Annotated in this window: 12 protein-coding genes, 1 tRNA gene and 1 pseudogene; 9 read left to right on the top strand and 5 right to left on the bottom strand. The window is 70.3% G+C overall.

What is annotated here, in order from left to right; all coding sequences use genetic code 11:
* Nucleotides 1-356: 356 nt before the first annotated feature.
* Together ACIBK3_RS28100 and ACIBK3_RS28095 are read right to left on the bottom strand one after the other, a co-directional pair.
* Complete coding sequence (locus ACIBK3_RS28100; RefSeq protein WP_399369964.1) at nucleotides 357-2,579, bottom strand: FAD/NAD(P)-binding protein; 2,223 nt, start codon at nucleotides 2,577-2,579, stop codon at nucleotides 357-359.
* On the bottom strand, nucleotides 2,576-3,715 hold the full coding sequence (locus tag ACIBK3_RS28095; protein ID WP_399369962.1) for a 2-aminoethylphosphonate aminotransferase: 1,140 nt from the start codon (nucleotides 3,713-3,715) through the stop codon (nucleotides 2,576-2,578). Before ACIBK3_RS28095 ends, ACIBK3_RS28100 begins: the two co-directional genes overlap by 4 nt.
* A 605-nt stretch (nucleotides 3,716-4,320) precedes the next feature.
* Here ACIBK3_RS28095 and ACIBK3_RS28090 point away from each other — a divergent pair.
* From ACIBK3_RS28090 to ACIBK3_RS28050, 9 genes and pseudogenes are all read left to right on the top strand, one after another.
* Entirely contained in the window at nucleotides 4,321-5,286 is a 966-nt protein-coding gene (locus ACIBK3_RS28090) for an NAD(P)-dependent oxidoreductase (RefSeq protein ID WP_399369960.1), read from the top strand.
* On the top strand, nucleotides 5,286-6,341 hold the full coding sequence (locus tag ACIBK3_RS28085) for a zinc-binding dehydrogenase (RefSeq protein ID WP_399369959.1): 1,056 nt from the start codon (nucleotides 5,286-5,288) through the stop codon (nucleotides 6,339-6,341). Before ACIBK3_RS28090 ends, ACIBK3_RS28085 begins: the two co-directional genes overlap by 1 nt.
* Nucleotides 6,338-7,417 carry an N-acetyl-gamma-glutamyl-phosphate reductase gene (gene argC / locus ACIBK3_RS28080; RefSeq protein WP_399369957.1) on the top strand — a complete coding sequence of 360 codons (1,080 nt, stop codon included), beginning with the start codon at nucleotides 6,338-6,340 and terminating at the stop codon, nucleotides 7,415-7,417. The genes ACIBK3_RS28085 and argC overlap by 4 nt, the downstream gene beginning before the upstream one ends.
* The gene (gene pgk / locus ACIBK3_RS28075; protein ID WP_399369955.1) at nucleotides 7,414-8,568 is read left to right on the top strand and encodes a phosphoglycerate kinase; all 1,155 of its coding nucleotides are present in this window, start codon (nucleotides 7,414-7,416) and stop codon (nucleotides 8,566-8,568) included. Before argC ends, pgk begins: the two co-directional genes overlap by 4 nt.
* Nucleotides 8,565-9,683: an iron-containing alcohol dehydrogenase gene (locus tag ACIBK3_RS28070; RefSeq protein ID WP_399369953.1), complete on the top strand. Its 1,119-nt coding sequence runs from the start codon at nucleotides 8,565-8,567 to the stop codon at nucleotides 9,681-9,683. The genes pgk and ACIBK3_RS28070 overlap by 4 nt, the downstream gene beginning before the upstream one ends.
* Nucleotides 9,680-10,924 (top strand): MFS transporter, encoded by a 1,245-nt coding sequence (locus ACIBK3_RS28065; RefSeq protein ID WP_399369951.1) that lies wholly within the window; start codon nucleotides 9,680-9,682, stop codon nucleotides 10,922-10,924. Before ACIBK3_RS28070 ends, ACIBK3_RS28065 begins: the two co-directional genes overlap by 4 nt.
* Complete coding sequence (locus tag ACIBK3_RS28060; RefSeq protein WP_399369949.1) at nucleotides 10,921-11,145, top strand: MbtH family protein; 225 nt, start codon at nucleotides 10,921-10,923, stop codon at nucleotides 11,143-11,145. Before ACIBK3_RS28065 ends, ACIBK3_RS28060 begins: the two co-directional genes overlap by 4 nt.
* 23 nt (nucleotides 11,146-11,168) lie before the next feature.
* Nucleotides 11,169-11,807 carry a phenazine biosynthesis FMN-dependent oxidase PhzG gene (gene phzG, locus ACIBK3_RS28055; protein ID WP_399369947.1) on the top strand — a complete coding sequence of 213 codons (639 nt, stop codon included), beginning with the start codon at nucleotides 11,169-11,171 and terminating at the stop codon, nucleotides 11,805-11,807.
* 275 nt (nucleotides 11,808-12,082) lie between these two features.
* Nucleotides 12,083-12,507 (top strand): annotated as a pseudogene (locus ACIBK3_RS28050) (integrase); the annotation flags it as partial.
* A gap of 47 nt (nucleotides 12,508-12,554) precedes the next feature.
* Here the strand turns inward: ACIBK3_RS28050 and ACIBK3_RS28045 are convergent.
* The 3 genes from ACIBK3_RS28045 to ACIBK3_RS28035 all read right to left on the bottom strand — a co-directional run bounded on the left by ACIBK3_RS28045 (nucleotide 12,555) and on the right by ACIBK3_RS28035 (nucleotide 15,668).
* Nucleotides 12,555-12,628: transfer RNA gene (locus tag ACIBK3_RS28045), tRNA-Thr, on the bottom strand.
* A 116-nt stretch (nucleotides 12,629-12,744) separates the two neighbouring features.
* Nucleotides 12,745-14,391: an alpha/beta hydrolase gene (locus tag ACIBK3_RS28040; protein WP_399369946.1), complete on the bottom strand. Its 1,647-nt coding sequence runs from the start codon at nucleotides 14,389-14,391 to the stop codon at nucleotides 12,745-12,747.
* A 71-nt stretch (nucleotides 14,392-14,462) separates the two neighbouring features.
* The gene (locus ACIBK3_RS28035; protein ID WP_399369944.1) at nucleotides 14,463-15,668 is read right to left on the bottom strand and encodes a DNA polymerase III subunit delta'; all 1,206 of its coding nucleotides are present in this window, start codon (nucleotides 15,666-15,668) and stop codon (nucleotides 14,463-14,465) included.
* Nucleotides 15,669-15,702 lie beyond the last annotated feature (34 nt).

The raw sequence follows: 15,702 nt of genomic DNA, 5'->3' as shown, positions 1-15,702 counted from the left end.
GCCACCACCGCTCCCAGCGCGTCGTGGGGGGGGGGGGGGGGGGGGCGCCCCCCCCGCGGGGCGGCGCGCGGGGGCGCGGGGGGGGGGGGGGGGGGGGGGGGGGGGGGGGGGGGGGGGGGGGCGGGGGGGGGGGGGGGGGGGGGGGGGCGGCCGGCCCGCCCCCCCCCCCCCCCCCCCGCCGGGCCCCCCCCCCCCCCCCCCCCCCGCCCCCGGGCCCCCCCCCCCCCCCCCGGGGGGGGGGGGCCGGGGCGCCCCCCCCGACCCCCGTAGCTGCGAGCACGCTTCTGAACGAAGGGTACTTCGGCTTCTGCATATGTTTGCTCCCGTTCCGATTCGTGGTCCTCGTGCCCGTACGGTCAAGACCGTGGTTGTGCCAGGGACTGGCTGGAGCGCCCCACCTCGTGCGCGACCTGAGCCCAAAAGTCCTCAAGCCAGCAAAGGATGTCCTGCATGACGTGGTGGTTCTGCTGAGGGCGCAGTGCTCCCAGCTGGAAGAACATGACACCCTCGCTCGGCGGGCCGAGGAAGGTCAGTCGGGGGTCGGCGGCGCCGTCGGCGCGCACCGGGTGGAACCGCGGCGTGAGGTCGAGCCCTCCGGGCTCGAAGCCCGGTCCGCCCGAGCCGGGGTTGCGCCACTTGCGGATCAGTCCGCGTCGCAGCAACGCCGGGTAGACGGGCGCGGAATCGGCCTCGGGGGCGAAGGGGTGCACCCTGGCGTCGACGAGCACGTCGACACGCTTACGCGCCCCTGTGCTGGGGCCCACCGCGGTGAAGGCGTCGTCCTCCAGTTCCACGCGAGTCCCGGGGCCGGTGGACACATCCACGAGGCCTGCCTTGACCACGGCGAGGATCTTCTCCATCACCTCGAGCGCGGCACCGTTGGCGAGCCGGTTGTGGTGGCGCATGTAGGCGTTGAGGAAGACCTCGTGCGAGTGGGGGTCGAGCCCGCCGAAGTCGACCGCGTGGCCCAGGACCGGGCGCAGGTCGCGCCAGACACCGTCGGCAGCGGCCTTGCTCGGGTTCTGCAGGTTGTCCTGAGCGGCCCAGAGGTGATCACGCACCATGAATTCGACCATCGCGCGCTGGTAGTCCTCCGGTGAGGCCCACTGGTCCCGAGCGATCGGGGTGATCGACCGCTCCCAGGAGAACCTGTTGCCCTCCAAGGTTTTCTCGTGCCCGTGCGGGGACTCGGCGCCGGCCACGAGCTCGGCGAGCTTGTCCCTGTCGAACAGCAGCGACTCGGCCGCCTGCGCGGTGTCAGGTCCGAAGACCACGTGCAGGTACCGGCGCACCGCCTCCAAGCCCCAGCCGGGCGCATCGTTGTCGGAGAGCGACGCGCGGCCTGCGAGTACGGCGTCGACGAATGCGACGGCCTCGTCGATCGCGGCCTCGACCGGGGCCAGCAGCGCGGCGCGGGCACGCTCCCCGTCGGCAGCGGCGTGCGAGCCGGCGAGGAAAGCGCGGTAAACCGGCTCGGCCCGCTCGGCCAAGTGCGCGCCGAAACCGCCGCCGAGCAGCGTCGTGTAGTACAGGTGGGCCATCTCCAGCACGACGACCGGGAAGACGTGCCGCTCGAAGTCGAGTTGGAGCCGTCTGAGGTCCCCGATACGGGCCGGCGTCCCGCACGACTCGCGCAGCCGGTCGACGGCGGCCTCGGTGAAGAACACGCCCCGGTGTTCGAGGGCGGCGAGATCGCGTTCCTTGGCGTTGAACGGGCGGGCGAACGTGAACAGGCCCGCCTCACCGAAGGCGACGATGGACTTCGGCTCGCGCCCTGAGGGCAGGTAGCGCAGCGACCCGTCGGGCTGAGGCTCGAACGTCCCGCCCCGCCCCTCGGTCAGGTGCAGCACGATGTCGATGGCCGTCAAGCCCATGCCCACGCAGCCCACGACCCGGTCGGAGGTAGCGACCTCCGGGGTGAGGGACTGCTCAAGGGGGTAAGCGGAGTGCACGAAGACCGCATCGGAGGTCTCGGCGAACCGCGCCCACTCACGGCGCACCGGTAAGCCCTCCGGGTTGTTGATCGAGTGCCCGGTCACCATCAGCACGTGCTGGGCGACCAACGGGGGCGCGGCGCCGGCGGTGACGACATCGAAGCCGTCCGGTTGCTCGACGAGGTCGACGACCTCGTCCCAGTGCAGCAGCACCGACACGCTGGGACGGGCGCGGAGCAGGGAGACGTAGTGGTTGAACTGGTGGCGCAGGGCCATGCCGTGGACGTAGCGCTTCGGCCAGTCCTCGGGCGCGAGATCGAAGGCGGGATCGCCTGTGGCCTCGAACTGACGTCTGCACCACTCGTACAGCGTCGGGCGCTCTTCAGCAGGCAGCAGCGGGCCGGCGCCCTCGACGGTCTCGTCGGCGGCGAAGGCGACCTGGCCGACGATGCGGTTGAGGAAGCTGGTGACCGGCTGGCCGTCGCTGTGTACTTGGCCCACGCCGAACTGTCCACCCTTGTCGAAGACATGGATCTCCAGTTCGGTGCCGTCCGGCAGTGATCCCGCGGTGGCCGCGAGGCGCTCGAGCGCGTAGGTGCAGCTGGGCCCGCCGCCCACGACGGCGAGGCGGATGACGCCGGTCACTCTCCGACCCCCGCTCCAGCCAGCACGCGGTCGAGCGCCTCGAAGAACCCGGAGATGTTCTTGGCATCGACCTGGCCCATGTTCGCCACCCGGAAGACGTTGCCGAGCTGCTCCTGCACGCCGTAGACGATGTAGCCCTCGTCCTTGAGGCCATCGTGCAGCTGCGCGTAGCTGATGCCGTCGGGGACATACGCGTTGGTGACGGTGTTGCTGTGGTGCTCGGAGCCGAGCAGCAGGGCGATACCGCGCTCGGCGAGGCCTGCGCGGACCTGCTCGGCCAGCGCCCGGTAACGCGCGACGCGGCCGGGGACGGTCTCCTCGATCATCAGGTCGAGCGCCGCGTCGAAGGCATACATGATCTGAACGGCCGGGGTGAACAGGGGCGCCTTGCGCTTCTCCTGCCCGATGTAATGGCCGTGCAGGTCGAGGTAGAAGGTACGGGTCGGCACGTCGGCCAGCGCCTCGAACTTGGCTCGGGGGGCGCAGACGAAGCTGACGCCGGGCAAGCCCTCAAGACACTTGTTCGCCGTGCCCACGCACCAGTCGACGTGGTCGGTGCGCATGTCGAACTCTTCGGCACCCAGACTGCTGATCGAGTCGACCACCAGGGACGCGCCGCGGCGGGAGACGACCTCGCCTATGGCACGCAGCGGGTTCATCATGCCGGTGCTGGTCTCATGGTGGACCATGCCGACGTGGGTGATCGAGGGGTCGGCCGCGAGCGCCGCGTCGACCTCCGCCGGGTCGATCGGGTTGCACCAGCCGAACTCCAGGCGGGTGTGTGCGATGCCGTGCACCGCAACGATCCTGTACATCCGTTCGCCGTAGTTCCCGTTGTCCAGGATCAGGATCTTGCCGTCCTGGGGGACCACAGAGGAGAGGGCTGCCTCGAGCGCAGCGGTACCGGAGCCCGCGAGCAGCACACTGGTGTAGGAGTCGTCCCCGCCTGCGACTGCCGTGGCCTTGGCCCTGGCGGTGGTCATCAGGTCGATGGGCTCGGGCTCGCGGTGGCACACGTCGGGGTACGTCAGCGCGGCCCGGACGCGGTCGTGAACGTTGACCGGCCCGGGATTGAGCAGGATCGAGGGTTGTGGCGGGGTGATCCGCCCTAACGGGCCGTGCGAAGACGCGGTCATAGGCATCCTAATCTCGTCGGTCACCGAAGCTGCGCAGGCCGGCCGGCGCAGCGGCGCGACGGCCTCCGCCGCGAATTCAACGAGGCGAAGCGGTATTCCGGGAAATTCCGACCACACTGCCCGGGCAAGCATGGGCACGAGGGCCGAATATTAGATGTCGAAAATGCCGATCAATCGGCTAACGGGAATCCCGAGAAGCAAGCGTGCAGGTTCCCTCTGCGGCCATGACTACCCCCTTAGTCGGCGCGTTGACTGGACGCTACCACACATTCACCGAGGGTCAATGGATCTTCTCTGCGCGTCAGGGCATTCACCGAAGCGCAGATCACAAGGGAAATCAATTCAACTCACACGCACTAATTTGCGATAATTGCTCACCTACGCGCCATCCCTACCAAAACGGCATAATTGCCAGATCTTATCCATGTCAGGCGACAAGCGACACGCGTCAACGATGAGGAGCGCCACGGAAGTTCGTTGCCAGTGCAATCCCGGGAGGCGGTTGCGGCAGCGTGGGCGCGGGGTTAACGTCAATTAGGGATTCCGCGCTCCAATCGGAGCGTCAGCACTTTTCTTTAGGGTTTCTTTAGGGGGAATAGCGGTAGATGACGCCACTCAAAGACCTCACATGTCCGCGCGTGCTCGTCCTTGACCCCGTCCACGACGATGCGCTTGAGCGACTGCGCAGCATCTACGACGTGCGCGTGCGATTACGGCCACCGCAGGAAGAGGTAATTGATCTGGCGTCCGATGTGGACGCCATTATCGTGCGCAGCGGCGTCCGCCTACCCGCTGAGGTCTTTACCAGAAACCCCCGGTTGCGCGTGGTCGCCCGTGCGGGCTCAGGAGTGGACAACATCGACGTGGAAGCCGCCCGCGCCGCGGGTGTGCAGGTCTTCAACGTCCCCGGCGGCTCGGCGGGTGCGGTGGCCGAACTTGCCGTCGGACTGCTTCTCGCCGTGATGCGCCGCATCTCGGTCGCCGACCGCCAGCTGCGCAAGGGCGTTTGGAACAAGACCGCGTTCGAGGGCGACGAGCTGGCGGGCAAGACCCTCGGCCTGATCGGGTTCGGCAACATCGGCTCACGGATCGCGCGCATCACCTCAGGCTTCACCCCGCACGTGCTGACGGCGGTGGCGAACCCGTCCGAGGCGCGCCGCATCGAGCTCGCCGACCGCGGCGTGCACCTGGTCGACCTGCCCACACTGCTGGCCGACTCCGATGCCATCTGCGTCGTGGTGCCGCTGACCGCGCAGACCCGCGGCCTCATCGGGGCCAAGGAGCTCGCCGCGATGCGTCCCGGCGCCTATCTGGTCAACGTCTCGCGCGGCGAGGTGGTCGACGAACTGGCCTTGGTCTCCGCCCTGCGCGACGGTGTGATCGCGGGGGCCGGCCTGGACGTGCACAACGCCGAGGGCAGCTCGAGCCCCTTTGCCGACTTGGACAACGTCCTGCTGACCCCGCACATCGGGGCGATGTCGGCCGACGCGCAGCGGGCCATCGGCGAGATCGTCGTGGACTCCCTGACGGCGGCCCTCGCGGGCGAAGACGCCGCGAACAGGGTGTGCTGATGGGTGAGCACCTGGCCGCCGTGCTCACCGAGCGCGGCTCGATCGGCCTGCGTCGCGTGTCCACACCGCGGATAGGCCCGCTTGACGTGCTGGTCCGCGTCCTCGCCACCGGTATTTGCGGATCCGACCTGGCCACCTACCGCGGATCCCACCCGTACAAGCGCCCGCCGGTCGTCCTCGGCCACGAGTTGTGCGGTGTCGTCGAGCAGGTCGGCGCGGAGGTGGCAGACCTGCGGCCGGGCGCCCTGGTGTGCTCAGCGGCGTTCTCCCCGTGCGACTCCTGCGCGCAGTGCGCGCGGGGCGCGACCAACTTGTGCCCGGACCGCGAGAACCTCTGTCACCTCGGGTGGGACGGGTCGTTCGCCGAGCTCGTCCTGCTGCGCCGCAACATGGTCTTCGAACTGCCGGACGGGATCGACCCCGAGGCCGGGGCGATGGCCGAACCGCTGTCGATCGCGGCGCACGCCGCCCGCCTCGCAGGACCGCTGGTGGAGCGGTCTGTCGCGGTGGTCGGCGCGGGCGGGATCGGGCTGTGCTGCGCGCTGGTCGCCCGCCGCCACGGCGCTGCGTCAGTGGTGTGCACTGACCTGGGCCCGGCCAAGGAAGAACTCGCCCGGCGTGCCGGGGCAACCGCGTACGTGGACGGCTTGGAGGGCGGGCCGTGCGACGGCGTGCTCGCCGAGCTGCCCGACGGCGCCGACGTCACCTTCGTTGCCTCCGGCCACACCGGCGCGCTGGACCAGGCGGCCGGCGTCACCCGGCTGGGCGGGACCGTCGTCGTGGTGAGCTACTTCGACCGCCCCCATGAATTCTCCGCGAACCCCCTGGTCTCGGCGGAGCTGTCCGTGCGGTTCTCCGCGCTGTCCACGGCGGAGGACTTCAGGGAGGTGATCGGTTGGCTCGCCACAGGTGAGCTCGACCCCACGCCGTTGATCAGCCACCGGTACCAGCTTGCCGAGGCCGCGGCGGCGATGGAGGCCCTCGGGACACAGCGGGGCGTGGGAAAGGTGATGATGCGCTGCGATGGCGGCAGGGCCGAGAGGAGCACGGCGTGAGCTTGGCGGTCGGAGTTGTCGGAGGTACCGGCCACACGGGCGGCGAGCTGTGCCGCCTGCTGCTCGGGCACCCGGAGGTGGGGTCAATCAGTCCCACGACGCGGCAGGAGGGTTCCTTCGCCGAGCACCACCCGAACCTCGCGGGCAGCGGCCTGACCTTCAGCACCGCGGAGGAGCTGGCGGAACGCGCCGAGGAACTGGATGTCATCTACTTCTGCACCCCGTCCGGACAGGCAATGCGACAGGCGCGGCACTACGCCGAGCACGGCGCCAAGGTCGTCGACCTCAGCGCTGACTTCCGCTTCGCCGACCCTGGAGCCTACGAGCGCGCCTACGGCGAGCCGCACGCCGACCCCGAGCTGCTGGCCGAGGCCGTCTACGGGGTCACCGAGCTCAACCGCGACGACGTAGCGAAGTCCCGGCTGGTCGCCAACCCCGGCTGCTACGCCATCACGGCCATCCTCGCGCTCGCTCCCCTGCTGCGCGCCGGACTGGTCGACCTGACCACACCGCTGGCCGTGCACGCGGTCAACGGCACGTCAGGGGCGGGCAACGCCCCGAAGAAGGCACTCATGCACGCGGAGGCGTTCGGCTCGATGCTTGCGTACAGCCTCGAAGGGCACCGGCACGGGCCTGAGTTGGAGAACGTCCTCGAGCCGATCGCACGGCAGCCAGTCGTGGTCGACATGAACACGGCCCACGGCAACTTCATCCGCGGCATCCACCTGCAGGCCAACGCCACGTTGAGTTCGCCGGCCGACCGCGACCAGCTGCTCGAACTCTACCGAGAAGCTTACGGCGACGGTCACAACGGCGAGTACTTCGTCCTGGTCAACTCGCTGCCCAAGCGCGGCAAGATCAATGAGAAGCAATACGAGCTCTACCCGTCGCTCTCCTCGGTCGTGGGCTCGAACTTCTGCCACATCGGCCTCGATGTCGACACGCGGCGCGACGTCGCCAAGGTCGTCGCGGTGACCGACAACCTGGTCAAGGGCGCGGCGGGCTCGGCGATTCAGAACATGAACACGATGCTCGGCCTGCCCGAGCAGACCGGACTGCGGACCTACGCGCTGTGAAGTTGCTGCGCGACGCCGCCGTCCGACGCGGAGACCGGTGGATCTTCTCGGCCGGCTTCAACGTCGGCCGCGACCTGCGCAGCACCGGTCGCGTCGACGCCGAGGTCGAGGACCTGCGGCTGTTGTCCGACGCGGGTGCGCGGGTGGCTGTGCTGTCCCACCAGGGCACGCACGGCTCCGCGGACGACCTCGACCACGTCGCCCACCACCTCGCGGGACGGCTGGGTCGCGAGGTCGCCTACGTCCCGGACAACATCGGCGCCGAAGCCGAGCGCCGCGCCAACGCAATGGCCCCCGGCGAGATCACGGTGTTCGGCAACACCCGCTTCCACGCGGGCGAGCAGCGTGACGATCCCCACCTCGCCCGGGCGTTCGCCCGCCTGGGCGACGCAGTCGCCGTCGGCGGGTTCTCCAAGGCGCACCGGTCGCACGCCTCGAGTACGGGCGTCTTGCGCCACCTGCCCGGATACCTGGCCGGGAGCATCGCCCGCGAGCTGGACCTGCTGGCTCCCTGGGCAGGCGAGGCCGATCGGCGCTCGGTGGCGGTGTTGGGCGGTGTGAAGAAGGAGAAGACCCTCGTCGGGCTGGCGACGTTCCGCGACACCTACGACATCGTCGTCCCCGGCGGCGCGGTGCTCGTGGCCGTGCTGCGTGCGCTCGGGCTGCCGGTCGGCGCGTCCGAGCGCGGTGAGGACCCAGAGGGCTGCATCACCGCTGCTCGCGACGTCCTGACCAGACCGGGCCGCGCACGTCTGCACGTGCCTGAGCGGCTGGTGGTGGCAAAGAACGGGCGAACCGAGTCAGTCGCTGTCGACGCCGTTCCCGACGGGTGGGCGGTGGTCGACTTCGAGCTTGCCCCTTGGCTGAGCGATGAGCTGACGGATCTTGCCCGCACAGGAGGGCGCGCCTTCATCGCGGGCACCCCGTGCCTGCACGCGGAAGGCCACCAGGCCGCGTCCACCGCACTGCTCACCAGGCTCTCCGCCACCGGCGTCGACGCCCTGCTGCTCGGCGGCGACACCGTGGCGGAGTTGCCCTGGGATGGGCCGGCGTCCACCGGTGGCGGATCCGCACTGCACTACCTCGCCCACGGTACGTGCCCTGTCCTTGACGCGCTGCGCGCCCAGCACCCCCCGGAGAACGCGACATGATCCTCGATCTGCACCTGCCTACAGCCGTCGTGTTCGGTCGAAACCGTCTGGCTGAACTCGGGGCCCAGACCAAACGGCACGGCGGCCACGCCCTGCTCGTCACCGGCCGTACCGCGATGCGGGCGAACGGAGCGCTCGAGGCAGCGGTCACTTCGCTGGAGGGCGCGGGCGTGCGCGTGACCATCGCCGACACGATCTCCCCCGATCCGCTCGCGAGCGAGGTCGACGCCGCCGCAGCGAGCGCCCGGGCGGCGGGCTGCGATGTCGTGGTCGGCCTTGGCGGCGGCAGCGCGATCGATGCGGCAAAGGCGGTGTCCGTCGGTCTGCGCCACGGGCCGGTGGGCCCGCTGGTCGGTTCGACGCTGCCCGCCACCGGGGATCTGACGCCCGTCGTGGCGGTGCCGACCACCGGCGGCAGTGGGGCGGAGGTGACCAAGGGCGCGATCATCACCGACGACCGGCGTGCCCTCAAGTCCGGCATCCGCGGCGATGACCTGTTTCCCCGCGTCGCGCTGATCGACCCGGACCTGCTGCTCAGCGTCCCCGCCCCGGTCGCCTCGGCCGCCGCGTTCGACGCCCTCGCGCACGCTGTTGAGGGCAGCGTGGCACGCAGGGCCAGCCCCATCACCCGGGGTCTCGCGGCCCAGGCACTGGAAATCCTGGGCAGGCGGCTGCCCGAGGTGCGCGGGGGGACCAGTGATCCCGGCCTGCGCGAGGACTTGGCGCTGGCCGCGCTGCTCGGCGGGATCAATGTCGCCAACGCAAGTACCTGCCTGCCGCACCGCCTCCAGCAGGCCATGGGCTCCGTGCCCCGGGTACGCGTCTCCCATGGCGACGGGCTCGCCGCCGTCTACCCGGCGTGGCTGCGCTTGGCCGTGCCGCACGCCGAGGCGGAGTTCGCCGACATCGCTCGTCTGCTCGGCGGGTCGGACCCGCACGAGCGCATCGCCGCCGTCTACGACGCCCTCGGCGTCCAGGCCGGCCTCATCCCACACGGCCTGCGCGCCATGGACGTCGACACCCTGGTCGAGGCCGTCGCCGGCAACACCGACAACGACCCGGTCCCCGACATCGGGCGGGACACCATCCGAGCCGTGTACGAGGGGTCCCTGTGAGCCTGCTCAACCATCGAGGGTTCCGCTACCTCTGGGTGGCGCAGACCGCCAGTCAGTTCGGCACGTATGTCAGCCGGATCGCGGTGCCGCTGGTCGCCGCCACATCGCTGGCAGCCAGCCCGTTCGAAATAGGCGCTGTGTACGCCACACAGACGGTGGCCTTCCTGCTCATCGGCCTCCCTGCGGGCGTGCTCGTCGACCGGATGCCCGCGCGGGCGGTGATGATCACCTGTGACGTCGCCAGGGCGCTATTGCTGTGCAGCGTGCCGATCGCGTGGTGGATGGGCACGCTGACACTGGCTCAACTGCTGATCGTCACGCTGGTCGGGGGGTTCGCCGCAGTGTTCTTCGACGTGGCCTACCAGTCGTACCTGGTGCCCCTGGTGGGGCAGGAGAACCTGCTGGAGGGCAACGCGCGCCTGGAGAGCAGCCGTTCGGCGTCGCAGGTCGCAGGCCCGGCGGCAGGCGGCGGCTTGGCCGACCTGCTGTCGGCGGCGAACGCCGTGGGCATACAGGCACTGTGCTACCTGGTCTCGGCACTGTCGCTGTCGCGCATCCGCGACGAGGGCGTCGCCAAGCCTCAGCCCCGCGAACGCAAGCCGATGGTCGCCGAGGTGCTGGCAGGTCTGCGCTACGTGCTCGGCGACCGCTCGATGCGGGCGATCACCGCCTGCTCCGCGACCTTCAACTTCTTCTACGCCGTGGCCAGCCCGCTGCTGGTGGTGCTGCTCGTCGACGATCTACAGCAGCCCGAGTGGTCGGTCGGCGTGCTGATGGCCTTCGGCGGGATCGGCGGCCTCGTCGGAGCGATGACCACCACGAAGGTCTCCCGCGCGCTGGGAGGCGCGCGGGTGCTGTGGCTGGCGTTCGCGGTGTGTATGCCCTTCGGCCTGCTGATCCCGTTCAGTACCGCAGGGTGGGGCACCTTACTGTTCGCCCTGCCCTGGTTTGTCGTCAACTACGGGCTGATCGTCTACAACGTCGCCCAGATCAGTTTCCGGCAGAGCGTCTGCCCGCCTGAGATGATGTCGCGGATGAACGCGACCGTCCGGTTCATGATCTGGGGCACGATCCCGCTCGGCGGTCTCATCGGCGGCTCGATCGGCGAGTGGGTCGGCGTGCGAGCGGGCATCGCAACCGCCGCCGTGGGGATGCTGCTGTCGGTCGTCTGGGTGCTGGCTTCCCCGCTGCGTCCACTTCGCGATCTGCCCACCCCCCAATCCGAGAAGGAGAACGCGTGACCAATCCCTTTGACGAGGAGGACGGTGTGTTCCTCGTACTCGTCAACGACGAGGACCAGCGCTCGCTCTGGCCGGAGGTCGCTGAGGTCCCCGCGGGCTGGCGGGTCGCGTTCGGTCCCGCAAGCCGCGGGAGTTGCCTGGAGGAAGTCGAGCGGAACTGGACCGACCTGCGCCCGCGCTCCCTGCGCGAGCGCAGCCGGCCTGACGGCCTGACATCCTGACCTGCACAGACGAGAGGAACCCGATGCCGCAGACGAAGTCCAACACCCTGAGCGGGGACGAGAGCATCGTCCTGCCCGAGTTCGACGCCCCGCCGGCTGACCCCATCGCCCTGGCGCAGGAGTGGATTGCCTCGGCCAAGGCCCGCGGCGTGCGCGAACCCCTCGCCGTCTCCCTCGCCACCGCGGACGCGGCCGGCCGGCCGACGATGCGCGTTGTACTGATCAAGGAGCTCACCGCCGAGGGCTTCGTCTTCACCAGCCACACCGGCAGCCGTAAGGGCCGTGACCTCAAGGTCAACCCTTTCGCCTCGGTCAACTTCTACTGGCGCGAGACGCTCCAGCAGATCACCGCAGCAGGCCGGGTCATCTCTCTCCCCACCGAGCGCTCCGACGAGTTGTTCGCCGAGCGCTCGGTCGCTGCCCAGGCCACCACCGTCGTCTCCACTCAGAGCACGCCGCTGTTCGACGAAGACGAACTGCACGCCCGGGCCAACGAGTTGATCGAAGCGGGCGCCCCTCTCCCCCGGCCGGCGGGCTGGGGAGGCTACCTACTTGTCCCGGACGAGATCCAGTTCTGGCAGGGCAAGACCAGTCGGCTGCACCGCAGGCTCATCTACACAAGGACGGCCGGCGGCTGGGGCTCCGAACGCCTTCAGCCCTGACCCGCGCGTCCACCGACGGAGAAATCGCGTTCGAGTAACTGCCAGGGGCACTCCTGCTGGACGATGTGGTGGAGAGCGATCAAGCCCACCCCGCCCAGGGGACGCTAGCGGGCGAGGCCGTGGGCACTGACGTGACGCCGGTCGTGTAGAGGAGGGCAATTGCCTGCCGCCACCGCGGTGGACCCGGCGACGGGGAGGCCGGAGCACACGACGTCCCTGCCATCTGTTTCGGTGGGGACGGTCACGGCGGGCCGGACGCCCGGCCACCGTGATGTCGGCCCTTCCTGAGCGGCTGCCCGAAGCCGTGCCCGGAGGACTGCACGAGTCACGCCCGCGCGTGCCCCGACCGCAAGGGCGGCGGTCTGGTCTACGCGGCCCAAGACCAAGAAGAGCCGGAACGCCGTGCCCATCCCGCCGCCCTTCATCCCCTACCTGCGCGAGCACAAGGCGCAGCAGGAGGAGGCGCCGGCACGATCCTGAACGAACTCGGGGTGGACATGCCGACCATCATGGAGATCCTCCGGCACACCCAGATCAGTCAGACCCGGCGGTACGTCAAGGGGAGATCTCACCTCTCCAAGGACGCAATGCGCCGCATGGGAGACCCCTTCATGCTGGCCCGGAACCCGCAACTGAGACGAAAACTGAGACCGTGGACCGCCGAGCAGCACGCGCCCAGCGCCGCCGCCGCATCCGCTAAAAGCAAAAGCCCCAGGTCACGGCGAGTGAGTCCTGAGGCTTTTACAGAGCCGCCTTCGGGATTCGAACCCGAGACCTACGCATTACGAGTGCGTTGCTCTGGCCATCTGAGCTAAGGCGGCGCGCTGTCCGCACCATGGTGCGATCAGCAACGTCGGTAAGTCTACACAGTTTCCGGGGGTGCTCCGAACCAGCCCGGGGGCATGGGACCCGGGCTGGTCGGCGGGTCGGCGTGGGGTTACGAGCAGCGTTTTCCGTTGGCGGGAGGGGTGCCGCGGAGCAGGTACGTGTTGATCGTGGAGTCGATGCAGGTGCTGCCGCGGCCGTAGGCGGTGTGACCGTCGCCTTCGTAGGTGAGGAGGCGGGCCGAGGAGAGCTGGGCGGCCAGGGCGCGGGCCCAGCGGTACGGGGTCGCCGGGTCGCGGGTGGTGCCGACCACGACGATCGGGGCGGCGCCCTTCGCCTCGATGCGGTGGGGCTGGCCGGTGGCCCGCACCGGCCAGTACGCGCAGTTCAGGGCGGCCCAGGCGAGGCCCTCGCCGAAGACGGGGGACGCCTTCTCGAAGGCGGGGAGCGACTTTTCGGCCTCCTCGGGGGTGTCGAAGGCCGCCGGGAGGTCCAGGCAGTTCACCGCGGCGTTGGCGAACATCAGGTTCTCGTAGCTGCCGCCGGCGTCCCGCTCGTAGTAGCTGTCGGACAGGGCCAGCAGGCCGGCGCCGTCGTTCTCCTTCATCGCCGAGGTCAGCGCCTCGCGCAGTTGCGCCCACGCCCCCTCGTCGTACATCGCCGCGATCACGCCGGTGGTGGCGAGGGACTCGCCGAGCCTGCGGCGGCCCGCGTCGCCGGCGGGGATCGGCCGGGCGTCCAGCTTCCCGAAGAAGGCCTTGAGGTTCCGGCCGACCTGGGCGGTCGTCGTGCCCTTCCTGCCGAGCGGGCAGTCCGGCTGCCGCACGCAGTCCTTCGCGAACGACCGGAACGCCGTCTCGAAGCCCGCCGTCTGGTCGAGGTTCATCCGCCGGGCCGGCAGCGAGGGATCCATCGCGCCGTCCAGGACCAGCCGGCCCGCCCGCTTCGGGAAGAGGCCCGCGTACGTCGCCCCGAGGAACGTGCCGTACGACGCCCCCACGTAGTTCAGCTTCGGGTCACCCAGCACCGCCCGCACGATGTCCATGTCCCGGGCCGCCTCGACGGTGGACACATGTCGCAGGAGCTTCGGCGAGTGCGCCCCGCAGCCCTCGGCGAACTTCTTGTAGGCGTCGACGAGTTCGGTGGTCTCCCGCCGGTTGTCGGGCGTGATGTCCGTTCGCGTGTACGTGTCCATGTCCCGCCCGCTGAGGCATTCCACGGGCTCGCTGCGGGCGACTCCGCGCGGATCGACCGCGACCATGTCGTAGCGGGCGCGGACCTTCGCCGGGTAGCCGATGCCGGCGTACGCCTGGAGGTAGTCGATCGCGGAGCCGCCCGGTCCGCCCGGGTTGACGAGCAGCGAACCGAGGCGCTTGCCCGGCCCCGTGGCCTTCTTGCGGGCGACGGCGAGCCGGACGTCGCCGTCCGCCGGCTTCGCGTAGTCGAGCGGTGCTTTCAGCGTGGCGCACTCGAAGCCGGGGACTGTGCACGCACGCCAGGTCGGCTTCTGCCCGTAGTACGAGGCCAGGGCGGTCGGCGTGGCCCGCGGCAGCGCGGCGAGCGCCGCCTCGGCAGCCATGCCGGGGGACGTCGCCGTGCTTCCCGGGGAGCAGGCGGAGAGGAGCAGCGCGGTGGCGGCGAGGAGGGCGCCGCCGGTACAGGCTCTGCGCGCGAGGGTGAGGCCGCCTCGGGGGCTCGGACCGGGCGGCTCGGTCGGGTCTGCTGTGGTGCTGGAGCGGGAGCTGCGCCTGAGGTACATCAAGCGAGGGTAACTCTGAGCACCCGGTCGAACGCTCTCCGTGCGCGCCTTGCCTCGGACGAGTGACATGGTCAACCCGCTCTGAGCGCCATCGTCATCGCCTCCACCGCCAGCAGCGGAGCCACATTGCGGTCGAGGGCGTCCCGGCACGCGGCGATGGCCTCTATGCGGCGGAGCGTGGACTCCGGGGAGCCGGCGCGGGCGAGCCGCTCCAGGACGTCCTCGGCGTCCGCGTTGGCGATCGCCACCCGGGAGCCGAGCTGGAGGGCGAGGACGTCGCGGTAGAAGGCGGTGAGGTCGGTGAGCGCGAGGTCGAGGCTGTCGCGCTGGGTACGGGTTCTGCGGCGCTTCTGCTTGTCCTCCAGGTCCTTCATCACGCCCGCCGTGCCGCGCGGCATCCGGCCGCCCTGGGAGGCGCCCATCGCTGCCTTCAGCTCATCGGTCTCCTTGCCGTCCATCTCCTCGGCTAGCTGCTTGGCGTCCTCGGCCGCCGCGTCGACGAGTTCCTGGGCCGCTCTGAGGCACCCCCCGATGTCGTCGACCCGGAGCGGCAGTTTCAGCACAGCGGCCCGGCGCTCCCGCGCGGCCGGGTCGGTGGCCAGCCGGCGGGCCCGGTCGACATGGCCCTGGGTAGCCCGGGCGGCGGCTCTCGCGGCGGCCGGTTCGACTCCCTCACGGCGTACGAGCATGTCGGCGACGGCGTCGACCGAGGGCGTGCTCAGGTTCAGGTGGCGGCAGCGGGAGCGGATGGTCGGCAGGACGTCCTCGATGGAGGGGGCGCACAGCAGCCACACCGTACGAGGGGCGGGCTCCTCCACGGCCTTGAGGACCGCGTTGGCCGACTTCTCGTTCAGTCGCTCCGCGTCCTCCACGAGGATGACCTGCCAGCGGCCGGTGGCCGGAGACGTGAACGACTTGCGGACGGTGTCCCGCATGTCGTCGGCCAGGATCTGCGAGCCCACAGCGGCGACAGTGGTGACGTCGGCGTGGGTGCCGACGAGCGCCGTATGACAGCCGTCGCAGAAGCCGCAGCCGGGGGACCCGCCGAGGGCGCGGTCGGGGCTCACGCACTGCAGCGCGGCGGCGAAGGCCCGCGCCGCCTGGTTCCGGCCGGCCCCCGGCGGGCCCGTGAACAGCCAGGCGTGCGTCATCTTCGACGTCGCGGGCGGCGGCATGTCGGCGGCGGCCGCGGTGACGAAGGCGTCGGCGTCCCGGGCAGCGGCGTCGAGCTGCTCGCTCACCCTCTCCTGGCCGACCAGGTCGTCCCAGACGGTCATCCGTCACTCACCCCGCGCTTTCGTCACGTTTCGT

The sequence above is a fragment of the Streptomyces sp. NPDC050287 genome, from assembly GCF_044459385.1.
Classification (GTDB): Bacteria; Actinomycetota; Actinomycetes; order Streptomycetales; family Streptomycetaceae; genus Streptomyces.
This window is presented reverse-complemented; position numbering and strand designations above follow the sequence as displayed.

Coding starts and splice junctions, on each gene's coding strand:
- ACIBK3_RS28095 (WP_399369962.1), bottom strand. CDS start 3,715: ATGACCGCGTCTTCGCACGGCCCGTTAGGGCGGATCACCCCGCCACAA.
- ACIBK3_RS28090 (WP_399369960.1), top strand. CDS start 4,321: ATGACGCCACTCAAAGACCTCACATGTCCGCGCGTGCTCGTCCTTGAC.
- ACIBK3_RS28085 (WP_399369959.1), top strand. CDS start 5,286: ATGGGTGAGCACCTGGCCGCCGTGCTCACCGAGCGCGGCTCGATCGGC.
- ACIBK3_RS28070 (WP_399369953.1), top strand. CDS start 8,565: ATGATCCTCGATCTGCACCTGCCTACAGCCGTCGTGTTCGGTCGAAAC.
- phzG (WP_399369947.1), top strand. CDS start 11,169: ATGCCGCAGACGAAGTCCAACACCCTGAGCGGGGACGAGAGCATCGTC.
- ACIBK3_RS28040 (WP_399369946.1), bottom strand. CDS start 14,391: ATGTACCTCAGGCGCAGCTCCCGCTCCAGCACCACAGCAGACCCGACC.
- ACIBK3_RS28035 (WP_399369944.1), bottom strand. CDS start 15,668: ATGACCGTCTGGGACGACCTGGTCGGCCAGGAGAGGGTGAGCGAGCAG.